This is a genomic window from Microbispora bryophytorum (assembly GCF_006874465.1).
Lineage (GTDB): Bacteria > Actinomycetota > Actinomycetes > Streptosporangiales > Streptosporangiaceae > Microbispora > Microbispora bryophytorum.
This window is the reverse complement of record NZ_VIRL01000001.1, coordinates 388,506-414,084: the sequence shown is the minus strand read 5'-3', so window position 1 is coordinate 414,084 and position 25,579 is coordinate 388,506. Positions and strand designations below refer to the sequence as shown.

General features: G+C 67.1%; 19 protein-coding genes and 1 pseudogene. 16 read left to right on the top strand and 4 right to left on the bottom strand.

Annotation, left to right across the window (positions count from 1 at the left end):
- Positions 1-8 precede the first annotated feature (8 nt).
- The 15 genes and pseudogenes from FLX07_RS02070 (at position 9) to FLX07_RS02000 (ending at position 16,983) form a co-directional block, all read left to right on the top strand.
- Positions 9-368: a PadR family transcriptional regulator gene (locus FLX07_RS02070; RefSeq protein WP_142567689.1), complete on the top strand. Its 360-nt coding sequence runs from the start codon at positions 9-11 to the stop codon at positions 366-368.
- 26 nt (positions 369-394) lie between these two features.
- The gene (locus FLX07_RS38650) at positions 395-955 is read left to right on the top strand and encodes a Rho termination factor N-terminal domain-containing protein (RefSeq protein ID WP_308424366.1); all 561 of its coding nucleotides are present in this window, start codon (positions 395-397) and stop codon (positions 953-955) included.
- A gap of 178 nt (positions 956-1,133) precedes the next feature.
- On the top strand, positions 1,134-2,507 hold the full coding sequence (locus FLX07_RS02060) for an IS1380 family transposase (RefSeq protein ID WP_142567688.1): 1,374 nt from the start codon (positions 1,134-1,136) through the stop codon (positions 2,505-2,507).
- 858 nt (positions 2,508-3,365) lie between these two features.
- Complete coding sequence (locus FLX07_RS02055) at positions 3,366-4,184, top strand: hypothetical protein (RefSeq protein ID WP_142567687.1); 819 nt, start codon at positions 3,366-3,368, stop codon at positions 4,182-4,184.
- Positions 4,185-4,920: 736 nt separating this feature from the next.
- Positions 4,921-5,250 carry a hypothetical protein gene (locus FLX07_RS02050; protein WP_142567686.1) on the top strand — a complete coding sequence of 110 codons (330 nt, stop codon included), beginning with the start codon at positions 4,921-4,923 and terminating at the stop codon, positions 5,248-5,250.
- A gap of 38 nt (positions 5,251-5,288) precedes the next feature.
- On the top strand, positions 5,289-5,723 hold the full coding sequence (locus FLX07_RS02045) for a hypothetical protein (RefSeq protein WP_142567685.1): 435 nt from the start codon (positions 5,289-5,291) through the stop codon (positions 5,721-5,723).
- Positions 5,720-6,025 (top strand): hypothetical protein, encoded by a 306-nt coding sequence (locus tag FLX07_RS02040; RefSeq protein ID WP_142567684.1) that lies wholly within the window; start codon positions 5,720-5,722, stop codon positions 6,023-6,025. The genes FLX07_RS02045 and FLX07_RS02040 overlap by 4 nt, the downstream gene beginning before the upstream one ends.
- Before the next feature lie 70 nt (positions 6,026-6,095).
- Positions 6,096-7,178 (top strand): DUF4192 domain-containing protein, encoded by a 1,083-nt coding sequence (locus FLX07_RS02035; protein ID WP_142567683.1) that lies wholly within the window; start codon positions 6,096-6,098, stop codon positions 7,176-7,178.
- Between the two features lie 3 nt (positions 7,179-7,181).
- Positions 7,182-8,674, top strand: a pseudogene (locus FLX07_RS02030) (YifB family Mg chelatase-like AAA ATPase).
- A 547-nt stretch (positions 8,675-9,221) separates the two neighbouring features.
- Positions 9,222-9,782, top strand: coding sequence for a hypothetical protein (locus tag FLX07_RS02025; RefSeq protein ID WP_142567682.1), 561 nt, complete (start codon positions 9,222-9,224; stop codon positions 9,780-9,782).
- Positions 9,742-10,944 (top strand): DUF932 domain-containing protein, encoded by a 1,203-nt coding sequence (locus FLX07_RS02020; RefSeq protein WP_208762028.1) that lies wholly within the window; start codon positions 9,742-9,744, stop codon positions 10,942-10,944. Before FLX07_RS02025 ends, FLX07_RS02020 begins: the two co-directional genes overlap by 41 nt.
- A 542-nt stretch (positions 10,945-11,486) precedes the next feature.
- Positions 11,487-12,992, top strand: a complete 1,506-nt coding sequence (locus FLX07_RS02015; protein WP_142567681.1) for an outer membrane protein assembly factor BamB family protein — start codon at positions 11,487-11,489, stop codon at positions 12,990-12,992.
- 89 nt (positions 12,993-13,081) lie between these two features.
- Complete coding sequence (locus FLX07_RS02010; protein ID WP_142567680.1) at positions 13,082-13,825, top strand: hypothetical protein; 744 nt, start codon at positions 13,082-13,084, stop codon at positions 13,823-13,825.
- Positions 13,819-16,335, top strand: coding sequence for an outer membrane protein assembly factor BamB family protein (locus tag FLX07_RS02005; RefSeq protein WP_142567679.1), 2,517 nt, complete (start codon positions 13,819-13,821; stop codon positions 16,333-16,335). Before FLX07_RS02010 ends, FLX07_RS02005 begins: the two co-directional genes overlap by 7 nt.
- 165 nt (positions 16,336-16,500) lie before the next feature.
- On the top strand, positions 16,501-16,983 hold the full coding sequence (locus FLX07_RS02000) for a hypothetical protein (RefSeq protein WP_142567678.1): 483 nt from the start codon (positions 16,501-16,503) through the stop codon (positions 16,981-16,983).
- Positions 16,984-17,104: 121 nt separating this feature from the next.
- Here FLX07_RS02000 and FLX07_RS01995 read toward each other — a convergent pair whose 3' ends face one another.
- From FLX07_RS01995 to FLX07_RS01980, 4 genes are all read right to left on the bottom strand, one after another.
- On the bottom strand, positions 17,105-17,722 hold the full coding sequence (locus FLX07_RS01995) for a prepilin peptidase (protein WP_142567677.1): 618 nt from the start codon (positions 17,720-17,722) through the stop codon (positions 17,105-17,107).
- Between the two features lie 253 nt (positions 17,723-17,975).
- A complete protein-coding gene (locus FLX07_RS01990; protein WP_142567676.1) occupies positions 17,976-19,082 on the bottom strand; it encodes an AAA family ATPase in 1,107 nt (368 codons plus the stop codon).
- The gene (gene drmB / locus FLX07_RS01985) at positions 19,076-20,929 is read right to left on the bottom strand and encodes a DUF1998 domain-containing protein (protein WP_142567675.1); all 1,854 of its coding nucleotides are present in this window, start codon (positions 20,927-20,929) and stop codon (positions 19,076-19,078) included. The genes FLX07_RS01990 and drmB overlap by 7 nt, the downstream gene beginning before the upstream one ends.
- Positions 20,926-23,928: a helicase-related protein gene (locus FLX07_RS01980; RefSeq protein ID WP_223852893.1), complete on the bottom strand. Its 3,003-nt coding sequence runs from the start codon at positions 23,926-23,928 to the stop codon at positions 20,926-20,928. The genes drmB and FLX07_RS01980 overlap by 4 nt, the downstream gene beginning before the upstream one ends.
- Before the next feature lie 190 nt (positions 23,929-24,118).
- Here FLX07_RS01980 and FLX07_RS01975 point away from each other — a divergent pair, with 190 nt between their 5' ends.
- Positions 24,119-25,576: a sigma-70 family RNA polymerase sigma factor gene (locus tag FLX07_RS01975; RefSeq protein ID WP_142567673.1), complete on the top strand. Its 1,458-nt coding sequence runs from the start codon at positions 24,119-24,121 to the stop codon at positions 25,574-25,576.
- Positions 25,577-25,579 lie beyond the last annotated feature (3 nt).

The window sequence follows — 25,579 nt, the reverse complement described above, 5'->3', positions numbered from 1 at the left end:
ATAAGGGCATGGAAGGTCTCCAACGCATCACCCAGCCCACGCTGGATGTGCTCGAAGTCCTCCTGCACGCTTTCAACGACGACACCCAGCTCCATGGCTGGGCGATCATGAAGGCCACCAAACGTGCAGGCCCTACCGTGTACAAAGTCCTCGACCGGCTCGAAGACGCCCGCTGGATAGTCGGCGAATGGGAAACGCTCGCCCCCGACCAGCCGGGCCCCCGCCGTCGCTTTTACCGGCTTACCGGAGAAGCCGCGCAGGCCGCCCGATCCCTTCTCGCCGAGAGACGCCCCGCCGCTGTCAAAGTGCGGCCAGCACTGGGGTTCTCGCTCGGCCGGCTCGGCGCCCTGCTGGCAGGTGACCGATGAGCAGCTCACAAATAGTCTCGATCATCGTGGGCCTGATCGTCGCCGAGTGCACCGACACAGCACCCTGGCTGGCGAAGAAGCTTGTGCGCTGGTCCGCTCGGCTGCACTACCTCGACGGTACGCGCGCCGCGATGCGCGCCGAGGAACTCGAAGCGGTCATCGAGAGCAGACCCGGCAAACTGTTCAAGCTTGTCACCGCACTGCTATTCACCCTGCAAGCGGGCATGTCCTGGACGCGCCGCGCTGTCCACTGGTGGTTGCTCGCTAGGGAGATCCGCAAGGGTTCCGCGAGCACTCCGACTAGATCCGAACAGACGACAGCAGAGCCTAGCCATCTCCAGACCGACAACGCCCCATCCAACCAAGCAGCCGCGGCTGCATCTCCCCCGCGTCCGCGCCGCCGCCCCGATGCCAGACTCGCTGGCATGGTGCTGCCTGAGCTGCAGAAGATGGCAACGGACCTGGGCATCACCGGGACCGGGCGCATGCGGAAGAGTCAGCTCATCGTCGCCATTCAGGAGAAGCAGGGTATAGAGGTTCCGACCGACCGGGCCACACCGTGGGGCGCCAATAGACCGACTCGGTAGCGTGACACCGCTCATCCGCACGCTAGTTCCCCGGTCCGTGAGAGACCGGGAACTAGCCTCGGGCTTTCGCGGCGTATTTGAGCGGGCTTGATCGTTTACATGAGAAAAGTGCCTTTGAGCTGGGAGGATTGGGCTTGTCTAGAGTCCTGTCCGCACCAGTTCAGAAGGCACTTTCCGAGTGAAGACTATCGCGTCGCAGCGCAAGATCGTGGTGTCCGCGGACGGGTCGGGACTCATCTCGCAGGCCGGTGGGCTGCTGTTGCTGGAGACGTTGCGGGTCACCGGCCTGGGCCGGGAGCTGTCGGCGCAGTTGGAGCGGTGGCGTCCGTCCCGAGCCGTGCACGATCCGGGCAAGGTCATCGCTGATCTGGCTCTCACGCTGGCGTTGGGCGGGGACTGCCTGGCCGACATCGCGATGCTCCGCGCCCAGCCCGAGGTGTTCGGTCCGATCGCCTCCGACCCGACCGTGTCCCGGCTGATCGACCGCCTGGCCGCCGACCCCGTCCGTGCACTGAAGGCGATCCGCACCGCCCGTGCCGCCGCCCGGCAGCGGGCCTGGACGCTGGCCGGCCCCCACGCCCCCGGCGCCGATGGGGAGCCGATCTGCCTGGACATCGACGCGACCATCGTCATCGCCCATTCCGACAAGGACCAGGCCGCGCCGATCTGGAAGAAGACCTTCGGGTTCCACCCGATGACGGTCTTCGCCGACCATGGAGCGGGCGGGGGCGGGGAACCTTTGGCCCTGCTGCTGCGGCCCGGCAACGCCGGGTCCAACACCGCCGCCGACCATATCGACGCGACCCGGCTGGCCTTGGCCCAGCTCCCCAAGCAGCAACGCCGGCAGGTGCTGATCCGCACCGACTCCGGCGGCGGCACCCACGAGTTTCTGTCCTGGCTGTCCCGGCCCGGGCGGCGGTTGTCGTACTCGATCGGATTTGCCCTCACCGAACAGGTCCAGACCGCGATCCAGGCTCTACCCGCCCACGCGTGGACACCCGCCTACGACGCCGACGGGCGGGTACGGCCCGGCGCCTGGGTGGCCGAGCTCACCGGCATGGTCACCTTGGAGGGCTGGCCCAAGGGGATGCGTCTGATCGTGCGCAAGGAGCGCCCGCACCCGGGCGCGCAGCTACGCTTCACCGACATCGACGGGCACCGCTTCACCTGCTTCGTCACCAACACCAAGCGGGGTCAGCTCGCCGACCTGGAGTTACGCCACCGCCGCCGCGCCCGGTGCGAGGACCGCATCCGCGGCGCCAAGGACACCGGGCTGCGAAACCTGCCGCTACACGACTTCACCCAGAACCAGATCTGGGTGGAGACCGTCGCCCTGGCGTGCGAGCTCATCGCCTGGATGCAGATGCTCGCCCTCGATGGACCGGCCCGCCGCTATGAGCCCAAACGCCTGCGGCTTCGCCTGTTCGCCGTCGCCGCCCGCCTGGCCCGCGGCGGGCGCCGGCTCCGCCTACGCCTGGCCGCATCCTGGCCCTGGGCCGGCCAACTCCTCGCCGCCATCACCCGGCTCCAGGCACTCCCGGCCCCGACCTGACCAGCGCCAAGCCGCCCCGACAACCAGGAAGGACACCCCGCGGGCCCGTGGAACCCCGCCCACCCGGCGCGACAGCCGGGCCGACGCGTTGACCACGACCCCAAAATCACACTCCAGCCGAATAGCTCAGCCAGCCACCGGATGGGCACGAAAGATCGAGGTTAGGACGTTGTGGCGGTCGGCGCCTGGCTCAAGGGCGGTCAGCATGGAGACAGGATGCACGGGTCAGTGCGTCGCCACCACCAGTTTCCCATCTCATATCGGATGTGCTACGTCTAGGCCAATCCGGTTCGCATCATCGTCAGCTCTGAGAAAAGGCGCGACTCTCGGAAGCCGGAGGGCCTGCGTTCATGCTCCGAGGCGTCTTCGGGGTCGCGCCATAGCGATAGGTGTGCTCACAGGGGGCGGCCAATCGTGTGGCCAATGCTCGACCAATGGTTCGCCACTTATGATTGGTCATGATCCCCATCGCGTTTCTCCTGGTCAGCGGCTTGCGGTGCGGCCTCTTGTCGACCCGACTGCATAGGCGATCCCTATGATCGAAGGGTTGGGAGGGGCGCCGTGCTGGTTGATTTGACACGGCGATATCTTTACAGCATTTGCTGGGCGCCATTTGTTTGATTGGATTTATCGCCCCCTTGTCGCTTCGGTGCGAGTTATTGTCTCCCTTTGGCATTCTCCTTGTCGCTCGCACGTTCCTCTTGGCGCTTTCTCAATGACCCACTCCCTCCTCTTGGCCAGGGAAAACATGGTAAAGGCGCGTGCGATTTCATTGCGCCGGTCTCCGCCTCGTGTTTCAATTGAATTGCCAAAAGAGAAGGGCGGCGCGAATGACGCGTCGCGGAGATCGGAGGAAACATGTCGAACGGAGTTCCCGGTAAGTGCGTCCCTTCCAACGTTCCGGGGGAGAAGCTCACGCCGGAAGACATGCCGCGCGTGACGCCGGACGATTGGGCGGAGATTCAGCGGCTCGCACGCGGCTACTGCCGTACGGTCGACGCCACCCGTTCCCGTAAGCGCATGGATGGAAGCGCGACCATCGTTAAGCAGGGGCACGCGCCGTACGGGACGGACGACGTGTCAGACGACGTCACGCAGGACGCGGTACTTCTGTTCGCTCAGCGTCTGCGCGACGTGCTCGCGTCCTGTGCCCCTACCCCTGACAGTGGCCCTACCCGGGACACTCAGGCGTGGGTATACGTCCGCAGGGACGGCGGAGAGTTGACCATCACGCGGACGACCCTGCAGCGGTGGGCGGTTCGCGATGCCGCCGCGCGCAACGGCTACCGGATCGATGTTCCGGCCGATGAGATCGACGCCACGCCGGGGGCTCAGCTCATGCGCGGTGTCCCGCGTACGGAGACGGTCACGGGGGCCGCCGTCGCGTTCTGTGTGTCTCAGCACAGCGCGGAGATGTTCCGTCAGGCGTTCGGGGATGGTCGGGACTTCCCGACCATCGGGCGCATGATCGATGTCGGGTCCAATGCCGAGGACCTCGGGCGGGCGGGCATCTTCAGCAGCGTTGCTCAGGCACGTTACGGGGGGGCGTACGGGTCGCGCCGGGCCGTGATCCGGGTGCGTGAGGCGGCGCGCGCGGAGTGGCGGGAACTGTCGGAGCGTCTTGACGACGTCAGGAGCACGATGGTCCACGGCGGCATATGCAGCGCAGAGGACTAAGGAAAGCTCGCGAGAGGGCCCCAGAGAGCGTTCTGGGGCCCTTTCTTATTGCCGTGAGAACGCATCATCGCCCACCTGAGACGACAAAGAATCTTGAGAGGAGTGGACGCTTGGACCGATGCGCGCCCCGTATTTAAGTGAGAACGGAATCCGCCGGTGCGTCTCTGACGCGTTCGGTGTGATGTTCGCTCTCACCTCTGTTCTTCGTTGTGCGCTGTCACATGCCAGAACGGTTGCGGGCCGGAGCCTGCCGACTGTTCGCACAGTGTGCGGTGACGTTGGTAAAACGTCGCCGGGCACGGACGGTCGGGCCCTTCCGGTCGCCGTATTTAGGTGAGAGCGAAATTCGCCGGTGCGTCTCTGACGCGTTCGGTGCGATGTTCGTTCTCGCAATGTCGTTCTGTGGCTCACGTAGCCGTGTCACAGGACGGCAAGGGGGCCGGAACGGTCGGGCTGTCGGTGCGGCGCGCGCGGCAATGCTGCGGAAATGTTGCCGCGTGCGGACGGTCGGGCCGTTCCGGCCACCGTATTGAAGTGAGAGTAATTCGCGCCGCGAGAGCGCCGGACACGGCGGAATCCGCCATACGTGGAAGCGCATCCTGATTCCCGCATCCGCCGGACCGTACGAAGGCCGCCGGACAGGCGCCGCGAAAAGGGAGGCAACCGTATGGAGGTGAATTCTGCCGTCCGGGCCGGCTGGTCCGTGGGAGACCTGACGGTCTGTGGCGGGGGTCGCGTGATGCGGGTGGCCGCGTTGGGTGAGGTTCGCCCGGACACCGCGACTTTGGTGCCCGCCACCGATCCCGGCGGCGCGCGTGAGTACGTGGTGACGGTGGCGCTCACGCCGATACCCAAGGGCGCCGAGGTCATCACCTGTCTTGGCTGTCTAGCCAAGACGCATCTGTGGATCGACGCCACGCACACCAACCGGGCATCGGGGGCGCGTGTGCGGCTGATCCGCTGCTCACGCTGCTACACCGATGCCCTGAATTTCCGGGACTGCGAGATCCACGTGGTCAGCGCGACCGTACGACCGCATCACCTGAGCCGCCGTCGCCGGTGCTGACGGCCGCCATTTCACCTTCCTGAACCTTTGGAGTCGCCATGGCGATGACGCATGCCCTGACCCTGCCGCCTGGATGGATCATCAGCTCACGGCTGGTGCCCGCATGGCAGATCGACGCGGATCACCTGTTGGAGGTGGAGGCCGCCGGGCGAACCGATGAGGGCCGGATCCGCTGGCGATACCGGCCGTCTCGGCGCCGCCGGACCATCTTCAGCGGGTCCGACATCTGCTCGGGCGTCGGCGCGGTTCTGACGCCTGATGAGCTGATCAGCGCGGCCCGGACGGTCCTGCACTACCTCACGCTGCGGCCGGGCGACACCGACGCCGACTATTTCGACTCCTACACCAGGGCGCAGCTGGAGTGGCGCGACCGGTACGCCGAGGAACTGTCGATCTACGCGATGGACGAGTGGTGCGGCTACTGCGGCGGCGACCACGCCTCGCCCGGCTGCCCATCCCGCTGCGGGGTATGAGCGTGGCGCGTTGGTACGGGCTCTGGCACGGCGGCAACGGGTACGGCCCACCACAGCCGGATGACCTGGAGGAGTTCTCTTCCCTAGCCGATGCCCGGCGCAAGCTGGTCGACCGGCACCGGTACGGCTACTGGCAGTGCTCGCACTTCGCGTTCACGCACCGCGCGCCTACCGACGTGCTCACCCCGTGCGTGGGTGACGACTGCGAGATCACGCTGTACAGCTCCGCCGACGGGCTCGACTATCCCGATCGGCGGATCTTCCTTGGACCGCGCGACGGCGTGCGCATCGAACGCTGCTGACTCCGCCCTTCTTCATCCCACTGCCCTCGGCTGACCGCGCCGGGGGTTTCTTCATTTCAGGAGGACACTTATGACCTCTGGTCTGGATCACACGGTACGGCTGAGCCGTCCGGCGGACTTCATCGCGATCGTGCCCTACATGCTGGGGTTCCATCCACAGCGCAGCATCGTCGCGATGGCGTTCGAACCCGCCGCCGACCCTGACAGCACCGCCCAAGGGCTGCGGTTCAGCATGCGTTTTGACCTGCCGGACAACTCCGAGGACACTCCCGACCTGGCCCGGCGCTTCGCCGAGTTGCTCACCCGCAACGGCACTGAGCGGGCGATCCTCATCGGCTACGGGCCCGGCTGGCACGTCACACCCGTGATGGACGCCATACGCGGCGTCCTGTCGGATGCGGGGATCGACACGATCGACGCACTGAGGGTCGAGGACGGCCGCTACTGGTCGTACACATGCCCCGATCCCGACTGCTGCTCACCCGACGGCGTCCCGTACGACGCGGGAACCAACCCGGCCGCCGCGGCGGCGGTGTTCGCCGGATACGTCGCCCGGCCCGACCGCCCAGCGCTCACGGCCATGCTCGCCCCGGTGGGCGGCGAGGACCGGGAACAGGTGCGGGGCACCACACGGGAGGCCTGTGCTCAGGCGCGGAGCCTGCTCGCGGCTGGGGGTGATCACGACTGGTATCACGAGGGCCTTGCACAGGTCGCCGCCGCACTGGACCGCACCCAGGCCGGACAGGACCTTTCCGCCGACGAGGTCGCCTGGCTCGGCGTGCGGCTCACCGCGATCTTCGTAAGAGACGCGGCCATGACCTTGATCGGCCGATACGACGACGACACCCACATCAGGCTGTGGACCCAACTCACCCGCAGGGTGGAACCGGACTTCGCCGCCCCTCCCGCCGCGCTGCTGGCGTTCCTCGCACTGCGCACCGGAGACGGGCCGCTGGCGCGCGTCGCCGTGGAACGGGCGCTGTCGGTCGATCCCCGCTACAGCCTGGCGCACCTGATCCGCACCGCCCTGGACTGCGGGCTACCGCCGGAGACCGTCTGCGGCATGGACTTCGCCGGGATGGCCGACGAGATCGCCGACAAGGCCGCTCAGCGCCCGGACGGGACCCGCCCGGTGCTGCCGGTGGGGTGGTGAGGCATGGGCTACGCCTCAACCCGGTCGCTCGCCCTGACCGGCCTCACCGCCCACATCGTTGACATCGAGGCCGATGCGGCACCAGGGGACTCGGAGTTGCATCTGGTCGGCCTGCCCGAGTTGTCGGTCTGGCCTGTCCGCGCACGGATCCGGGCCGCGATCCTCAACAGCGGAACGGCCTGGCCGGACGCGCGGATCACGGTGAGCGTGACACCGGTGATCCCGCCGGTCTACGACGCGGCGGCCGATCTCGCGCTGGCCGTAGCGGTGCTGGCCGCCGCCGGTGTCATCCCGCCCGAACGGATCGCCGGGCGGGTGTTCCTCGGTGAGCTGGCGCTGGACGGCGGGATACGCCCCATCAGAGGCGTCCTGCCGATGGTGGCTGCCGCTGTCCGGGCCGGAATCAGCAGCGTCGTCGTCCCCGCCGACTGCGCGCGGGAGGCGGCGCAGGTGCACGGCGCCGTGGTGATGCCCGCAACCCGGCTGGCCGACGTGGTAGATCAGCTCCGCCACGGGGCATTCCGCGATCATCACGAGCAGGAGCCGGAGCCTGCGCTGTCATCGTCATTCGCCGTGGACCTGGCCGACGTGCCCGGCAACCAGGCGGCCCGCCGCGCGCTGGAGGTCTGCGCGGCGGGCGGGCACCACCTGTTCCTGTCCGGCGACGGCCCGGCCACGATGCTCGCCGAATGCCTTCCGGTCATCCTGCCGCCGCTGACGGATGAGGCCGCCCGGGAGGTCGCCGAGATCTACTCGCTGGCCGGACGCTCCCACTGGGCGCCGGGGCTCATGCCTCCGCTGTCCGCGCCGCACCATTCGGAGACTCCCGCGGCGCTCTTCGGCAGTGTGGCGGGCAATCGCCCCGGTGCGGTCTCGCTCGCCCATCACGGTGTGCTGCATCTGGCCGACGCGCCGGAGTTCGCCCGCCCGGTCCTGGACGGCCTGTGCCGGCCAATGGACAGCGGACAGGTCCACCTCGCAGGCCCGGGCCGGAGTGTCCGCTACCCGGCGCGGTTCACTCTGATTCTCGACGCCTGCCCCTGCCCATGCCTCGAACAGCGGGAGTGTGCCTGCACACCGGAGGTCAGGCGCCGCTACCGGGCGCGTCTGGCTCTGCTCCTGTCCCGCTTCGCCGTGCGCGCGCCTGTCGAGTGGGGGGACCGGGGAGCGCGGACGGGTGAGCCGAGTGCGACGGTGGCCGCGCGGGTGCTCGCAGCTAGAGTGCGGGCGGCTCACCGGCTGGCCGACACACCGTGGCGGACCAACGCCGAGGTACCCGCGTCAGACCTGCGCACGCGCTTTCCCGTCGCACCGGAGGCCGCCGAGCTGCTCGGATCGGCGGTCAGCACCGGGCTCTGACGGCTGACGGGCTGCCTCGGCTGCTGCGCGTGGCGTGGACACTGGCGGACCTGCGTGGTGTCGACCGTCCGCAGCTCGACGATGCGGCGGGTGCCCTGGAGTTGTGGAAGGGGGCGAACGGCGATGGAGCCAGGTGACCGCGTCCTGGTCCGGCCCTCCTTCCACATCCCGGTGCGGCCGTGGTGGACGGAGTCTTATCAGTCTCCGTTCTACTACCCGGGCAGGGTGACCAAGGTCAACGAGCAGCGCGGACGCGTTCACGTGGAACTGGACGAGTCGCTCTATCCCACACCGTGGCAGGCCCGCGTCCAGGTTTTTCACATCAGTGACATCCACAGGTACGGCTGTCGCTGCCAGGAATGCGCCAAGCCAGGCCGAGACATCTACCGATTCCGCGCTGAGCAAGAACGTTTGCGCAACGAAGAGCAGCCATAAAGCCAACTTCGGGCCGGCGGGCGCTGTCCCGTTTCAAAGCGCTCGCCGAATCCGTTACATCCGTGCCGTCGCTGCAGACCAGCGCGGGTGACGGTCTCGGTGGGCGGACGTTCGGGCCGTACCGTCGCCCGTATTTAGATGTGAGCTTCGATCGAAGCGATAAAGCTCGGTCGGCAATCTCAAATGCTTCCTGCAGTGCCAGATTGCCCGCCTTCAACTCGTCAACCAATCATTTGAAAGGAGTCCGGGGTGAACGAATGGGAAGTCGAGGAATTGGTGATCGAGGTCGCCGAGCATTTGGAGGGCTACAGCCCTCTGGTGCGGCCCGGCCATCCGGCCTACCTCACGGGACCCGCCGGTGCCCGCCTCGTCGTACATCCGATCTGGAACCAGCGGGGACGGATCAGGGTGCTCGGTGTCTACCCCGGCGGCAGCAGGGGCATATGTCCTGAACTGCGACGGCATGAGATCACGGTGACAGCGGCGCGAGGGGCGAAGTTCGTCGCGAAGAGGATCGAGCGCCGCCTACTGCCCGACTACCGACGGGACCTGATCACCTGCTGCGAGCGGTTGGCGAAGAGGGCGACCGAGAGCGGCGCACGGGCCGAGATCGTCGAAACCCTGGTGGAACTGCTGCCGGAGGCCTCGCTCACCGAGAAAGAGCGAGAGACCGTCGTCCGGTGGCGACTGGAGGCCGCGTCCGGCTCGTTCACCGTTCACGGCGACAGCACGAGCACTATCGAAATTCGCGTAGCCGACCGTGAACTGATTGAACGCGTGGCCTACGCCGTACAGCAACGCTCCACATGAGCTCGCCCGAACTCCGGCGCTCTCGCTGGAGAATGCGGAAGATCTGGTAATTCTCCTTGCCAACATCACGCACGACATCGACGGCACCGGCTACGGCCGGTGCCTTTCTCATTTCCACGGAGGGGAGACAGGCATGTCCAGGGAGTCTCTGGAGTGGCTGAACGCCAACACCTTGATCGGCTTCACGGAGAAGCGCGGCACGGCCTGGCACTACCGCGCGAGCATGCAGGCCGAGGAGCCGAATCATTATCCCGGCCCGATCCCTGTGGACGACGTTAAGAGTCGGCTGTTCGACTGGGAAGCGCTCAGCAGCCCGGTCTACGTGGAAGACCCCCGGGGCGGGCTGGCCCAGGTGCCCGGACGACAGGCCATCCTGCGCAGCGACAACGGCCATGTCATGGGCGTCTTCTCCGATGGGTACGAGCCGCATCCATACGTCGAGTGGCTGATCAATACCGTCTCCAGGCTTCTGGACGCCGATCTGTCGATTGGATCCGCCGGGCTGCTCAAGGGGGGAGCGGTCGCCTGGGTGTCGGTCGAGGTACCCGAGAACGTCGTCACGCCGGAAGGTGTCGAGTTCCGGCCTCACCTGTTCGGGGCGACGTCGTTCGATGGCTCGCTGGCCACAACGTTCAAGCGGGCGGTGACCAACATCGTCTGCGACAATACGATGGCGGCCGGCCTTGCCGAGCGCGGACAACAGGTCAAGATCAAGCACTCCCGGCATTCGAAGTTCCGGCTCGCCGAGGCCCGCGAGGCGCTGCACATCGTGTACGCACTGGCCGACGAATTCTCGACGGCGGTACGCGACCTGTGCCGGGTCGAGGTCACCGAGCGGCAATGGCATGCGTTCATGGACGCCCACATACCGATGCCCAGCGCGCGAGGCCGCAGCCGCACCATGGCGGAGAACAAGCGAGACATCCTGGCCAAGCTCTGGAACCACGACCTACGGGTAGCGCCGTGGCGCGGCACGGCCTGGGGCGTGCTCCAGGCGGTGAACACCTTCACCCACCACGAGCAGAACGTACGCGGCGCCGAGCGAGCCGAACGCAACATGCACCGCGCGGTGACTGGCGGCATCGAGGAACTCGATAAAACAACCTTGCTCACTCTGTCCAAGGTGCTCGGCGAGAGGGCGCAAGCACAGATGGTGGATTAACCCGGATACCTGCGCGATCAGCCGTTCCACGCTCGCATCAAGCTGAGGGATCGTCTCGGTCTCTCGTACCACATCCCGCATCACAGCGCGCTCGTCGAAGGACGGGCGCCCGTCATCGATCTGCGACAACCCGGAGGTGATCCCACGATGCCAGCAGGGTTAGTCCAGAATCCTTCTGAATGCCTGCACCGGGCGGGTGCCGAGGACGATTTCGGTGGCGGCGCCGGGCCGCCTGGGCAGCAGGGAGTGTCGTAGGGGTGATTCTATGGCGGTGCCCTTCGGTGAGGCCAGGCCGGCCCTTTTGATCCTTGCGCGGTGTTTCCGTTCTCTGTCGCACATGATCGGCATCTTCACTCCCTGTCCAGACCGCAGAGTCGGGTCGCGCCGAGGTTGCGTTATCGAGGAATTTTCGGCCCATTGAGTACCCGATGGGCCCTATAAACGAATTTCTCTGACAGATTCTGGAATTATGTCCTGGGATCACACACTCCCGGCCAGTAGGCTTGGAAACCTCGGGCGGTCATCTACTTCTGGATACGTCGATGGCATTGGTGTCACGAAGGCTCAACACCGGCCTGAAACTGGTCTTCGTGAGCGGGTTGCTGCTGTTCGCGGTCGTGCCGCCTGCCATGCCCGTCGTGTTTCCTCCGCTCGCCTCGCCGGACGCGGCCGTGGAGGTCACCGACGAGGGGTCGGTTGCCGGGCGCCTCGGCGAGACCGTGCTGTGGACGACCGACATTGGGACGTCCCCGGACACCGTGCGAGTGACCACGCGAACCGGCTCATACGTCGTGACTGAATCCCTGCCCGACGAGGCCACGGCGCCCACCGGCAACGGCAGGCGGGTGATCAGCGCACGCAGCGTGCTGACGGGCCTGCCTGCCTGGCGCATCATCTCGGGGCATCCGGACGACGGATCCTTCGATCCCTTCTACTACCTGCTCGGAGCGGTAGCGCAACGAGTGATCATCGATATCCCCTCCCTGCGTATCGTTCGGGGATTGGATGTCGCCACTGGCCGAATCGGATGGGAGACGCGTTTGCCCGACGGGTGTCTCAGCCTGAGAACGACGAACGAGATATCCGACAGCGACACTGATGCGTATGGCAATGGAAAGACCTGGGGGCCCGTCACCGAGCGGATCGCGGGGCTGCTGACCCGCTGCGCGGACACCGGGACGACGTTGCTGGGATTCGACGTTCTCACCGGGGCACTCCGATGGAGGCGAGCCGCCGATCCCGCCGATGAGGTGGCGCTGGGCCTCCATAAGGGCGTCTTCGTGGTCGACGGGCAGACCTCGCTCACCGTCGTTGGAGACGACGGCCGCGTGCTGTTCGACGAAGCCGCGTGGTACCCCGAGGTCACCGTCATGGAACACGCTGTGGCCATCTACATCGGGACGAGCGACAACGAGCTGCGCTCGATCGACCGGCGTACCGGCCGGATCCTGTGGCGGCGGCCGGCCCCGGCAAGATTCAGCGGGATCAGCGAGTCAGATGGGCACGTCGTCGTGAGCCAGTATCTGAACTTTCCGCTCACGGGCCAGGGCGTGCCCAGCCTGGAAACGGTCATCGACCCGATGACGGGCCGGACTCTGCCCAGCCCGACCTGGGTCGAACGGGGGATCATCGATCCCGACGCGTGGCCCGACCCCTGCGCTCTGGTCACGGAGGCCGACCTCCGGTCGAGATCGGCGAGATCGTACTCGGTGACCACGGCCCCGGCGCCGCCGCAGTTCGGGCTGCCCACCCCCGAAATCTGCCGGATCGGCTTCGACTCCGGGATATCGATCAGCATCCGGCTGGTCTGGGCCGCCCGCAGCGAGCACGCAGCCAAGGCCCTGCTGGGGCAGTTGCACGGCGTGATGGGCGAGAGCGAGGCGCACGGGATCGCCGACACGGCGTACTTCTACGACGGCAACCGGGACGGGATCCTCCTGCGTCAGGGAACGGTCATCCTGAGCGTCCGCGCCTCCGGGGACGCGCCGCTCGCACAGTGGGCGGCCAAGACGGTGGCCCGTCATCTACGTGGGACGGAGGACGGATGACGGCGGAGTCCGCGACCCGGGAAACCGGCGAGAGGGAACCGGAGGAGCAATCGCCCCGGAACCCGGTCATAGGTGTCCTGAAGAAGCCGATGACGTGGGTGGTCACCACAGTGGCGGGCGCGCTGGCCACGATTCTCAGCGGTGGAGTGGCGGATCTGTGGTCGCGGTCGCAGGACACATGGGCCGACGTGCGGGACAGGCCGGTCATCGAGGGAGTGGCTTACTCGCCGATCAACGGCGGTCAACGCTACGCGTTCACCGAGGCGATCTCCGGCGGTCCCGGCAGGCGGCTCCTCCGCGAAGACGCCGGCCGGGACGACCTCATCGCGCTGGTCAAGGCGAAGAAGGGATACCGCCTGGGGCAGATGGACATCAGCATCGTCGTACGTGGCATGCGACACGAGCCCGTGCGCATCCTGGACGTGCGACCGCACATCATCTCCGTCAAGCCCCCGCCGTCCGGCACCTGCTTCAGCATCCCGACCGCGGGCGGAGACGGGGTCTTTCCCATCGATGTGGATCTTGACCATCCCTCTCCCGGGTACGGGACCAAGCACCCGCGTGACAGGTTCCTCAAGAAGAACATCAACCTGGTGTACGGCGAGCGCGCCACGATCGAAGTGACGGCTCACGCCGAGAAGCGTTCGTACGATTGGGAGATCCAGATCGACTACCTTCAGGGCGACGGGACGAGCGTCGAGCACGCCTACGTCCGTGACGAGCGGGGGGAGCCGTTTCGGTTGTCCGGCTGGGCGCGCCGATACCGGTATATCTATGAGGCCGCGGTGCTGACGGAGGACTTCCGCCTCAGCCGCAGCCACACCAAATGCTGACCGGGGTCCGGCCGCTGGCCGCGTTCGCACTCCTGGCCGCCGTGCTGACGGCGGCGGCGCCGGACGCGACCACGGGCCGGGAGTTCACCCGCGCCTGGGTGACGGACGTTCCCGCGGGCTTCGCCGCGCCTGGGGTCCTGGCCGTGGACGACGATCTGTTGCTGCGCGACGGCACGTCGGTGTCGGCACTGGATCCCCGGACCGGGGCCGCCCGGTGGCGGCACGTCTTCACGCGCTCCATCCCCACCGATTGGGTCGCCTCGGGAGCGGCGCTCGTCTCGCGTTCCGGCGGGCCGACCCCGAAGGGTGACACCACGTACCTCACCGGGCTCTCGCGCGCTGATGGAACGGTTCGCTGGGAACGCGCCGGGATCGACGGCGCCGGCACGTGGCGCGGGCCGTACGGCGGCGGGCGGGTCGCGGCCATCCCGGCATGGGACGGGACACGTCGGGAAATCGTCGGGCTGTCCCCAGAATCCGGATCCTCAAAATGGACGGCGAGACTACCCGGCGGGTGTGACCGCGTCATGTCTTCGGGCTCCGCCACCGTGGCGGTCGTGTTCTTGGCCCGTTGCGCGGACGGGGACAGGCTCCTGGCGCGGGATCCGGAGACAGGGGCACCCCGCTGGAGCGCGGAGGTCGGCCACGGGACAGATCTCCAGGTGGACGGGAACAGCGTGGTGCAAGTGCACGACTACCGGCTGACCGTCTACGATGCCACGACCGGACGGACGGTGGTCGAGCGCGCCGGATGCTGGGACGCCTGCGCCTACGCCGTTGTCGCCGATCTGCTCGTGCTCGCTTACAGCGCCGGTTCCGACGAGGTGATCGAGGCGTTCGACCCGACCCGCGGGTCGACGAGATGGGTCCATCGCCAGCCGGGCTCCGCTGGCCGCTATACGCGTCTCCTCATCGCCGGGGATCGCCTCTACGGCGTGCTCGACGCCGGCCAGCCCGCTGCCGTGGACATCATCGATCCAAAGTCCGGAACAGGCCGGCGGTCGCGGCTTCCGCTCCCCGGCGACCCGGTCGCCGCTGTCGGGTCCCTTCTTCTGACGGCCCGGTACGCCGACGGGGTCGGGCAGGCGGCCCGGTTGCGCGTCGCCGCCTTCGAGCGTGATGACGGCGCCATGGAGCACGGTCCAACGGATGGTTGGCGGGCCAGGTCCGCGTGCGATCTGTTGGCCGCTGAGGATCTCACGACGCTCGGTCCCGCCTACCGCTCGATACCGGACGACCTGCCGTCGGCGGCAGGATGCCGCTACGCCGGGAAAGGCATGGAGATCGAGGTACGCGTCTGGACCGAGCCCTCAGCCCGCTTGGCGGAGGAGTTGTTGGGTGAGTTCAAGAACATGACGGGCGGCGTGCGTACATCGGCCCTGGCCGACGGCAACTTCACCTCGGGGGCGGACACTCGGGCGGTCTACGCGCGGGAGGGCCGCACCGTCATCCGGGTGAGCTCCGCGTACATTCCCCTGCGCGGCCATCTACGGGCCATGGCGAGAGCGGCCGTCGGACGCGTGGACGGCAGCGCGGTCACCTACGAGCCGTCCCCACTCGCATGGCGGGCGGACACGGCCGCCGCCCCCGCCGGCGACGTGTTCGTCACGTTGCCGGGAACCTCCGTGACCATTCACGAACCGCCTGGGTCGCCGCTGACCTTGGCCGCCTACAACCCCTTTTTCGATGGCCCCACCCGGCTCCGGCAGAATCCGGGCGGGGTGTTCTCCTCTACCGCCAGCCGGTATACCAGCCTGTCCCCAAACGGCCGTTGGGGGCTGATCTTGCCGGACCACCCGCCCAAGAAGGGCGGATATGCGGTGTCGCTGACCGATTTGCGGACGGGCAGGATCCTCAAGAGGACCCTTCCGGTTGCCGCGTCAAGGCGGGTGACCGCACCATTCTGGTCCAGCGACAGCGGCAGGCTACTGTTCACCGTCCGGAGCACGGACGCGCAAGTCGGCTTCGTCACGATGGACGTTCCTTCGGGGAAATCGACGTTCGTCTCCACATACGCCGACGAGGACGTTGGCGAGTTCGACGTCTTCTGGAGCCGGGACGAGACTGGAGTCGTGTCGGCCTTCGGCGTTGAGGAGTCGGAGAACCAAGACGAGGATGACACGTCCTACGACACCTACGCGTTGCGTCTGATGGACATGTCCGGCAGGTCGACAGGAACCATCGACAACGTGGGCGACCCGGACCTCGGCATGCCAGATCCGTACTCCCCCTCGCGTTCCCGGTTCGTGACGCACTGCCCACGCCGCTGGGATGCGCTGTGCGTCACCGACGCTGTGACCGGGACGCCCTTGATTCGTATCGACCTGTACACCGAGCGGCTCCTCGGCTGGTACGACGACGATCACCTGGTGGTCTGGCGGCGGGAGAACGGGGGCTATCGGGCCGATGTCGTCGATTTCAGCGGAGCGGTTGTCGGCCGACTCGCCGACTCCACGTCGGAACGCGAAAGCGACGCCGAGCTGTTCTACATCCGCCAGCCGCCCCTGTAAAACGCGATCAGATGTGATGCCCGCTCTGGCTCCGTTCCGGCCCTTGGAAGCGCCGCCTCGACACGGGGCACGGAGACCCTCGCCCTGGATAGGGCTGTCAGGACCGAGTCGGTCGTAGGGTGTTCTTGGCGGTGGTCCGCGTGTACATAACGGGAGGACAAACGGGTGAACTCCGAGACGGCGAACCTGCTCTTCGACGTGGTTGAGCGCCTGGAGAAGAGCATCGTCGCTCGTGACTGCCCTGCAGTCGTCCTGCTGGATGGAGAGCGCCGTCTCGTCCTCAGCGACTACGACTACCTGCGCGATCGTAAGACCGCCGTCGCCTTCGAGCGTAGAGCCGCCGCGAAGGCCGGTGAGATCGGCGTGAGGCGCTGGGTCCTCGCGGTGCCGCAGGTGTGGATCTTCGAGCCGCCGAGCACCGTGGCCACGCGCGCGGTCTCGAACCATGCACTGCGCGAAGGCGAGCAAGAGGCGATCACCTGGATGAGCTTCGACCGTGATGACGGCGTCGACTACGGCCGCGTGGCCTATGTGCGCCGCCCCAGCGGGGAACCGGTCTTCGAAGAGCCGGAGATGTTCGAGGTCGGCGTACGGCCAAGGGAGATTATGCCGGGGTTCACGCTGCTGCGGGAACTCCTCAACGAGTAGCGGGGCCGCCCCCGAAAGGGAACGGCCCCTGACCGGTTTCACTTCCTTCGCCAAAAGAGAAGGTGAGATCGGCCATGTCCAGCCTACGGCCCCAGCGTCGGCGGTGGAGAACATTCGGCGGTCACGTCGCGAGGACAGCCACAAGGCAGCCGGCGAACATGAACGGTCCATACGGTATGAGGGTGGATACGGAGCCCCTCCGGCTGATCAGCATGGCCACCGCGTATAGCGCCGCCAGTATGAGCCCCGCGCCGATGCCGACGACCCACGCGTGTACGCCGATGGTCCCAAGGATCCCGCCGACAAGACCGGACGCCTTGACGTCCCCCGGCCCAAGGGCGGCGTTCATCCGCCGGAAGCACCAGTAGAGCGAGAAGGCGCCCAGCGCACCGAGGACCAGGCCCACGGTGACCGCTTCGTCCCTGCTCACTATCCCGCCAACGGCCACGAGCGCCAGGAGGACGACGTACGAGGGCAGCGTGAGCGCGTCCGGCAGTCGTCGCGTCCGCAGGTCGATCACGCTCAGCGCTACTCCAGCAGCGGCCATATAGAGGTATGCGAAGAGAAGCGGAGCAAGACCGATCCGCCAGCCGAGCAGCCCGAACACCGCCGCAGTGATGATCTCGGTTGAGTACGGCGTGACTTTCCGGGAGGTGAAGTGGCCGACGATGATCCGGACAACTCGTCCGGTGAGGAGGCCGACGGCAGCAGTTACCAGGGCAACGCCGATCGTCGACACAACACCCCCCTCAACAGTGCTCGTATGAACTGCTCTGTCAACGCAGCGAGAGCAAAGAATAGCTATGGGTGATCAGGCGTGGCCAAGTTATTTGCTGAGACGGTCGTACAGCACCGACGTAGTCGCTGCGGGGCATCGTGCGATCTGCACGTGGCTGCCGGTGTGCGGGGCGTGGACCATCGTCCCTTGCCGATGTAGAGGCCCACGTGGTGAATTTGACTCGGGTGCCAACCGGTCGTGTTCTTGCTAAGGTCTAACCAGGCAGAATCTGTCGGACGAGGGTCCGCTGCGGTATGCCGTCAAACATCCGCGGTTCCTGGTCCCCGGAATAGCAGATGTAAAGCTCTCCGCGCGTCCTCGTGACGAGCACGTAGTACTTCATCTTTAAATCCGCGCTGGACGGATCGTCCGTGTCGAGATGCGCATCCGGGACGATCACAGTGTCGAAATCCAGGCCCTTGACGCTCGCCCGATTCACCAGTCGGAGACCCGAACGATCTGGGTCGACTTTCCGGTACCTCGCGTCTCCCGCGGCACTGACATAGATCTGCGGTCGCAGGCCGGGGCGCACCCGCTCGATCTCCGCCAGCAACTCTCCCTGCTCGCTGCTGTGCTTGACCACCACTCCGATCTTGAGTGTGCGATGGGTCTCGGCATAGTGGGCAAGCCAGCGTGCGAATGGACGGCGCGCTTCCGGGCGCCGCAGCAGCACCGGAACCGGCCCGTCCCGGTGCGGCAGCGGCGGCTGGTGCAGCCCCGGGTAGAAGTGGCGGGCGAGTTCCGCGACCGGGCGAGGGTTCCTCAGATTGGTGCTGATTTCCAGCCGTCCGCACCCGCCGAGGGCCTTCTCGATTTCATCGAGCGTGGATTGGGTACTGGTGATCCGCTGGCACTCGTCGGCGAACGCGACCACGTCCATTCCGAGGACTCTGCACAGGCCGAAGAACTCCTGCGGGAGGTCCTGCGCTTCGTCGACGACGAGAACATGTCCTCGTCGTCCGGTGTCGTGCAGGGCCGCAGACATCAAGCGGGTCCAGTCGAAGGCGCCGATCCTCGCTCCGCCGAGTGGCGAGCCGGTGGCCTCCCGGTACCAGGCGTGCACCCAGCCGTGAAAGGTCATGATCGGCAACGACACGCCGAGTTGCGCACCGCCGGCAGTCAGATGCTGTCCGAGCAGCTTCGAATGCGCGATCAGCGTCACGGGACGGCCGACGATCTCCAGCGCGGCGGCGTGGTGGATCGCGAGCAGGCTCTTGCCGGACCCGGGTGGTCCGCTGACCAGGTGATGGCCGGGCTTGGCGAGTTGGTCCAGCACGTGGCGCTGCTCGGGGTGCAGGTCGAGATAGCCGATGGTCACCATGCACCGACCCGGTGCGCCGCCTCTTCCCGAGCCGACTGGACAACGGGCTCGAAGAACCCCGGAACCCCTGAGCCGCCGACCACCATCACCCGGTCGAGCAGGATGTTGCCCACCTCGCAACTAGTCTCGGGGATGAGCGCGCAGGCGTGGCACGCCGCCCGGTTCAGATTGCCGTACCCTTGGCCGCCGTGCTCCGAGCACAGCGGGTCGGCCGAGCACCAGGCGGCCTGTTCCAGGAGCCGTAGCAGAAGCTCGGGAAGCAGGTCGGGTTCGCCTTGACGCGCGAGACCGCCCAGGGTGCCCTCCGCATCGCCGGAGGCGGTATAGACGAGCAGTCCGTACTGGTGATCATCGCCCTCCACAGAACGCGCGTACACCCGCTCGCGCAGTGACGCGGCGCTGTACCCGGACTCGAAGGACAGTTGCCGGACGAGAAGATGCCCCAGTGTGTGCAGTAAAGGGAGCCGGGGCAGCAGCCGGGGACCGGCGAAGGCTTCGATCCGGTCCCGCTGGAACGACTTTGCCAGGTCTGCCTGCATTCCCGCGGTGCGGGTGCGAACTTGCGGAAGGGCCTCCCACTGCCTGAGCAGTTCCTCGTTCAGCGTCAGGAAAATCCCTTCGCCGAACACCTCGATGGCGGGCAGCCAGCGTCGGCGTCCCGATGGGTCCACCGGAATCATCCGGCCCTCCGGGGAGACCCGGCTGAAACCCTGGAGCGCACGGACCTCACGGATTCGTTCGGCCACGACGACCCGCGCAATCCTCGCCTCCAGCTCAGTCCACGGAAGCTCTCGTGACGAGCCCAGGTTGACCTCGCGGGTGACGAAATGGGCGCTGCGCGCGGGTTTGGTCGCGGTGAAGGCGGCCCACTCGCCCCTGCTTAGATCGGGCCCCTCCCCGGTGGGCGCTGCCTCGGGGCTAGCGGCCCGCCCGGTTTCCTCCTCCACCAGCCGTTTGACGAGCGATGGGTCGGCCTCGGTCACCTCCGCGATGAGCACGATGAGCCCGTCCGCTCCCGGTGCGTCGGGCGACTGGCACAGCATGCCGAAGTATGGGTGCTCCCGAATCCGCCGCGTTGCCTCGTCGTCGGCCACCACGGGCGCTGCGGGGGCTGGAATGTCGAGCGCCGAATGGACGACGGGATAGTAGACGTTGCCTGCGGTCCGCTGCACGATCTGGATTTGCTCCCCGCAGTCCTTCCGTTCGCTGAACCGTTCCCAGGGATTGCGCCCGCAGCAGCGCATCTTCTGCGTGCCCAGGATGTCGAGCAGGTCTCTCTGGGCCGCCGCGCACTCCTCGTGCCGGCATCGCACCGTCAACGCCTCAAGCCCGGTGGCGTTCTCTCCTGCCTCGAAGCTCAGCGCTGTCGACCCTGGGCATCTGTCGCGTTCCTCGGGCGTGAGCTGGGAGTGCGCCCAGTACCACCAGTCGACGTCCCCCAGGTGCCCGGCCTCGCAGATCTGGACGAACCGCATCGGGGTGAGTTTGTGCCGCGGACTACAGAAGGCGCAGTAAGGCGGATGCCCGAACTTCTCGTCCTGGATCCGCCAGTGCGTCATCCGACGGCACGATCCGCAGAAGAGCCAGGCCGGGAAGCGGATAAACGCCGGCCCCGACGCGTCGGGGACGTCGTAGTCGGCAACCGGTGCTTGCAATGGCGCCCACAGGCCCGTGACCTTCAGCTTCCGCTCCAGCCGGGGCGCGTGGATCGGTTCCAGGTTCCGTGGCGACGGCCAGTCGGCGATGCCGGCTGCGACGAATGATTCGCCTTGGACGTCGAACACCGCGCCCACTCCGAAAGGTACGACCGTCTGTGCCTGCCGGACGCGTAGCTTGCGGCTGCTCATTCCCCGGCCCCCTTCACGACGACCTGGCATTCACGGTCGACGCTCCGCATGGAATGCTGCGTCTCCCACATGCCGCCGGGCCGGTCGAAGTTCTTGAGCAGGCTCGCCTGCGCCTTTCCCGCGGGTTTGTAGTACAGGCGTTTGCCCGCCTGCCTCGCATGCTCCGCCGCGTCCAGCCAGGCCCGGCGGAGTCCGTCGAGGTCGGCGCGCACCTCATTGACAGCGGACGGGTCCGCCTTGGCCACCCAGCGGACCAGCCGGGACGTGGCCTCGGCCAGTTCGCCGGCGTGGTGGAGGACGTCGCCGGCTTGATCGTCCGCCGACAGCCCGAGGCCGTGCCGGACAAGGATCACCAGCGCGGCGTGCAGCGCCCGGCGGCGGGACGGGATCGACCACGGGGTCACGCTGGTCGGCTCGACATGCTGGTAGAGCGCCTTATGGAATATGCCGAACGTCTCGTAGTGCGAGCGGTCACGCGACCGGGTCGCGTTGAGGAAGGTGACCACGAGCCCGGGGACGCCGTGCCGCCCGACACGGCTGCTCGCCTGGATGTATTCCGCTGTCGCCTTCGGCTGGCCGAGCATCAGCATCAGCGCAAGCCGCTTCACGTCCACTCCGACCGACAGCATGTTGGTGCAGACGACCATGGAGACGCTGTCAAGATCCTCGTAACTCAGCTCAAGGCGGTCCAGCAGTTTTGGCTGCTCGGATCTGTCGAGGTTGCTGGACAGTTCCTCCACCTGGCGTTCTGTCAGCACACGACGGCGTCCCGGCGAGCCGAGGCCGCGCAGATGCGCGGGGATCTCGTCACCGGCGGCAGTACGGGTCCGGCCAAGCTCCCGCATGCTGTGGTGGTAGGCGACGAGCGTCCAGTAGTCGTCGCGGCGCTCCTCGGGCAGCTCCATGGGCGCGTGCAACATGGCGGCCGCCGTCACCGCCGTTGCGCGGCCCGCGGTGTGGCCCTGCGCCATGACGCCGACGTACTTACGCCCGGGGACGGTGTCATCCGGTTCGGCGAAGTATGAGTAGCGGGCGTCCAGGCCCGCCGAGGGAAACAGCTGAACGTCCCGGCCGTACAGCGCGCGGATCTGCTCGCTCGCGCGCCGGATAGTGGCGGTCGACGCGACGACCTTCGGCCCGTGGGCTCCACTCCACGAGCACAGTTCGAGCACGGCTGCCTCGTACAGACCCACGGTGGTTCCGAGCGGGCCGGTGAGCAGGTGCAGCTCGTCCTGGATCACCAAGGACGGGGGCAGGTACTCACCGCCGAACAGCCGTCCCGCGTCGGGCTCCCAGGCCAGCCGGGCGAACTTGTCCACGGTCCCGAGGACGAATGTCGGCGGGTCCGCATAGAGGTGCTCGTCGACCACCGCGACCGGCAGCCGTTCGTGGAAGTGGCACTCCTCCCTAGGGCACAGGAACTGGAAGGACGTCTCGGTCGTCCGCACCCCGTAGTCGCCGATGTCGGGGGACTTGGCGGTAGGCATTATCTGCGTGCCGCACCAAGGGCAGCGGTCGAGGATGAAGACGTCCTTCGGCCTGGCGGCCTCGCGCTGCTGCCGGAACATCTCGTGCGCCTCGGCGTACTTGTTGGGGGTGGTGCCGCCGCCGACCCACAGCCCGATGCTGAACGGGCCGCCCGGAATCACCGGGTCCTCCTTTAGGCGGAGGTACTCCAAGGCGCAGACGGTGGTCGCGGCGCGCTGGAACTGCTGCGTCGTCAGCAGGCTCAGCGTGTACCGGCTGAGCACGGCGGTTCCGCCGCCGTCGTCTCCATGCCGCAGCCTACGCAGGATCATCTCGAAGGCGGCAAGGAAGAGGTACGCCTCCGTCTTGCCGCCGCCCGTGGGGAACCAGAGCAGGTCCACCACCTCGCGGTCAGGGTGTGACTCGTCGATCAGCCCGCAGACCGACAGCAGGAAGAACCCGAGCTGGAACGGGTGCCATGCCGCGTCGGGCGAGGGATCCGGGTCCAGCGTGACGGCCTCGGAACGCTTACGGCGCCGTCCCCCGAGGTCTCGCCCCGAGTGCCGCATCTGGAGTGCCATTGCCCGGTTGGCCAACCGGAAGGCACGAAGTGCGTGGCCGGAGGAATCAGCGAACAACGCATCGGCCCCGAGTTCCATCCTGCGAACGGCGGTGTCCAACCTGTCGAGGATGCGCTCGGCCGCTTCATGCGCTCCTGGGGGCAGGTCGGCCGTGCGCTGCCCTTGGCACCAATTTCGATAGCCGCGGATGAAGTCCATGATTTCCCTGTGCAGCCGGGAATCCGCCACGTCCGGATCGGACAGGTATGCGAGCTTCAGCACGGGTAGCCCGGACGGCCCGGCGGGCCTGATCGCCGGCACCTCGGCCTCCGGCATCATCTGGGTCCGGAGCCCAACCACCCGGCCGTCCTCGGCGATCTCGTCCACCGCGCAGCTGTGGCCGACGGCGTGTGTCACCACGTGTCGGTACTGCAGGCGCAGCTCCTGCTCTTCCAGGTCGCGGCTGGTCAGCCGGATGCTCGGGTACCGCAGCAACTCACCGTCGACCGGCCTGACCTCCAGCGAGACCTGAAAGAGCATGTCGTCCCATTGGGACCCGTGGTCCCCCATGGCCTTCTTGGTGTTGACCAGCGCGACAGTCACCAGCCGGTTACCCGCGAACGAACGCCACCGCAGGCGTATCTGCGCACGGCTGTCCCAGATGTCCCTCTCGACCTCTCCGGCCTTGAAGGTCTCCTCGAAGTCCTCCAGCGGGATGCGCTGCCAATTTCTGACCTTGCCCCGCCGCGTCTCGTAGCGGGCGCCTCGGCAGATCAGCGTCAGCTCTTCAGCGTCGGTGTAGAAGGAGATCCCCATCGAGGACGGCAGCCAGGCGTTGGCGTCCGGGACGGTGTCGTCCGCGAAGCGCGTCTCCTCGGACGGATCCTCAGGAGCGGCGCCCGGCTCGGTGTCCTCGGCACCCTTGGTCAGGCTCTGCTGCCGGTCGGTGTCCTGTGGGTAGAGCGTGCCCATGAGGTAACGCCGGTTGGGTGGTTCCTCGATTAGCTCTGTGAGTTCCCCGACTGGCCCGATCAGTTGCTGACGGAGGTACCCCAGTAGCTTCTCGCGTGGCGACATTCGCCCCTCCCGCTCCATCCGGACACCCGGATGCTAACAACGCTCAAGGACACAGACGCTTGCCCCGGAAATTTGGTTGTCTTGAATGTCGGTGGCTTATGGGAACGTTCTAATCATGACCGTTGACACGCCATTGGCACGCCTGGGCGAGCCGGGCCTCCACCAAGTCGTGGCACGCGTCCTGCGGCAGCTCAGGAGCAGCGCCGTCAACGGCGCCGTGCCCCCCGGGGTCTTCGAGGATGCCGCCGAGCAGATGAGGCTGACCCCGGAAGCGCGCGAGCGCGTCGTGGCGGCGCTGGCCGATATGGGCCTTCGGGTCGTCGTCACCAGGCCCACTGCGACAGTCGCGCGGTCCGAGCGGTCGGAGCGCGCGCTGGCGCTGGTACGCCAGCACATCCCCACAGGCCATGTCACGCGAGAGCAACTGAGTCGTTTCGGCAGACTGGCCGGGCTGGACGCCGAAGAGATCGCGTCACTCCCCGAGCGCGCGAAGATGGCCGGCATCGTCGTCCTGCACGACGAACCGGTTTCCTCGAGGCCAGAACCAGCGTCCCCTCCAGGACGTGAGCCCGAACCCGCCCCCGAGTCCGACGGCAGGACGTACGACTTCCCGCAGGCCGTCGCAGTGGCCCGCCACCTCATCAACGGCGACCGGCTCCGCACCAACCCCGGTAGGCGCCTCCTGAGCGCGACTGAGGAGGTGGGGCTGAGCATCCTGCTGCGCGGCGGCGTCGACCGCGCGGGGGTCGAACCGACTGACGAGGAACTCTCCGCATTGCCCGCCGACGACATCCGCAGGGTCGCTCGCAACGCCTTCGTCCTGCACAACACGCGGCTGGTGTACAGCATCATCGTGGGTTACCTGGGGCAGGGGCTCGAGGAAGAAGACCTCGTCCAGCACGGGATCCTCGGTCTCATCCGCGCCGCCCGGAAGTTCGACCCACGGAAGGGCCACAAGTTCTCCACCTATGCCACGTGGTGGATCAGACAGACAGTCATCCGGGCGATCGCCGACGAGGGCGCGGCCATCCGCATCCCCGTTCACATGCACGAGAAGATGCGCATGGTCGCGGCCACGGAGTCAGCGCTGCGCCGGGCCGGCAAGTCCGCCACCGCGGTCGATGTGGCGCTGGCCACCGGCCTGGACGTCCGAGCGGTGGAGGAGGCGCGCGCCCTGAGCAAGGTCACCGACTCACTGGACCGAATCATCGGGGACGGGGCCAACCTGGGCGATTTCCTGTCCCTGCCCGACCCCACGCCGGGGCCGGAGGAGAGGCTGCAGGAGATGCTCTCCGAGGAGGCCGTCGAGGAGTGGCTGGCCCCTCTTTCGGAAAAAGAAGCCGACATCCTCCGCAGGCACCTGGGCCTCGATGATGACGAACCCCAGACCCTTGAACAGATCGGCCACCACTACGGCGTGACCCGTGAGCGCATCCGGCAAATAGAGGCGAAGGCCCTGGAGCAGATCCGCGAGCGACTCCCCGAGGAACTCCGGGAGCGAATCCCCGCGCACCTTCGCAAGCGTTCCAAGAAGAAGGCATAGAAG

Coding starts and splice junctions, on each gene's coding strand:
- drmB (WP_142567675.1), bottom strand. CDS start 20,929: ATGAGCAGCCGCAAGCTACGCGTCCGGCAGGCACAGACGGTCGTACCT.
- FLX07_RS02010 (WP_142567680.1), top strand. CDS start 13,082: ATGACGTGGGTGGTCACCACAGTGGCGGGCGCGCTGGCCACGATTCTC.
- FLX07_RS02045 (WP_142567685.1), top strand. CDS start 5,289: ATGGCGATGACGCATGCCCTGACCCTGCCGCCTGGATGGATCATCAGC.
- FLX07_RS02015 (WP_142567681.1), top strand. CDS start 11,487: ATGGCATTGGTGTCACGAAGGCTCAACACCGGCCTGAAACTGGTCTTC.
- FLX07_RS02055 (WP_142567687.1), top strand. CDS start 3,366: ATGTCGAACGGAGTTCCCGGTAAGTGCGTCCCTTCCAACGTTCCGGGG.
- FLX07_RS01975 (WP_142567673.1), top strand. CDS start 24,119: ATGTCGGTGGCTTATGGGAACGTTCTAATCATGACCGTTGACACGCCA.
- FLX07_RS01990 (WP_142567676.1), bottom strand. CDS start 19,082: ATGGTGACCATCGGCTATCTCGACCTGCACCCCGAGCAGCGCCACGTG.
- FLX07_RS01980 (WP_223852893.1), bottom strand. CDS start 23,928: ATGGGCACGCTCTACCCACAGGACACCGACCGGCAGCAGAGCCTGACC.
- FLX07_RS02070 (WP_142567689.1), top strand. CDS start 9: ATGGAAGGTCTCCAACGCATCACCCAGCCCACGCTGGATGTGCTCGAA.
- FLX07_RS02035 (WP_142567683.1), top strand. CDS start 6,096: ATGACCTCTGGTCTGGATCACACGGTACGGCTGAGCCGTCCGGCGGAC.
- FLX07_RS02040 (WP_142567684.1), top strand. CDS start 5,720: ATGAGCGTGGCGCGTTGGTACGGGCTCTGGCACGGCGGCAACGGGTAC.
- FLX07_RS02005 (WP_142567679.1), top strand. CDS start 13,819: ATGCTGACCGGGGTCCGGCCGCTGGCCGCGTTCGCACTCCTGGCCGCC.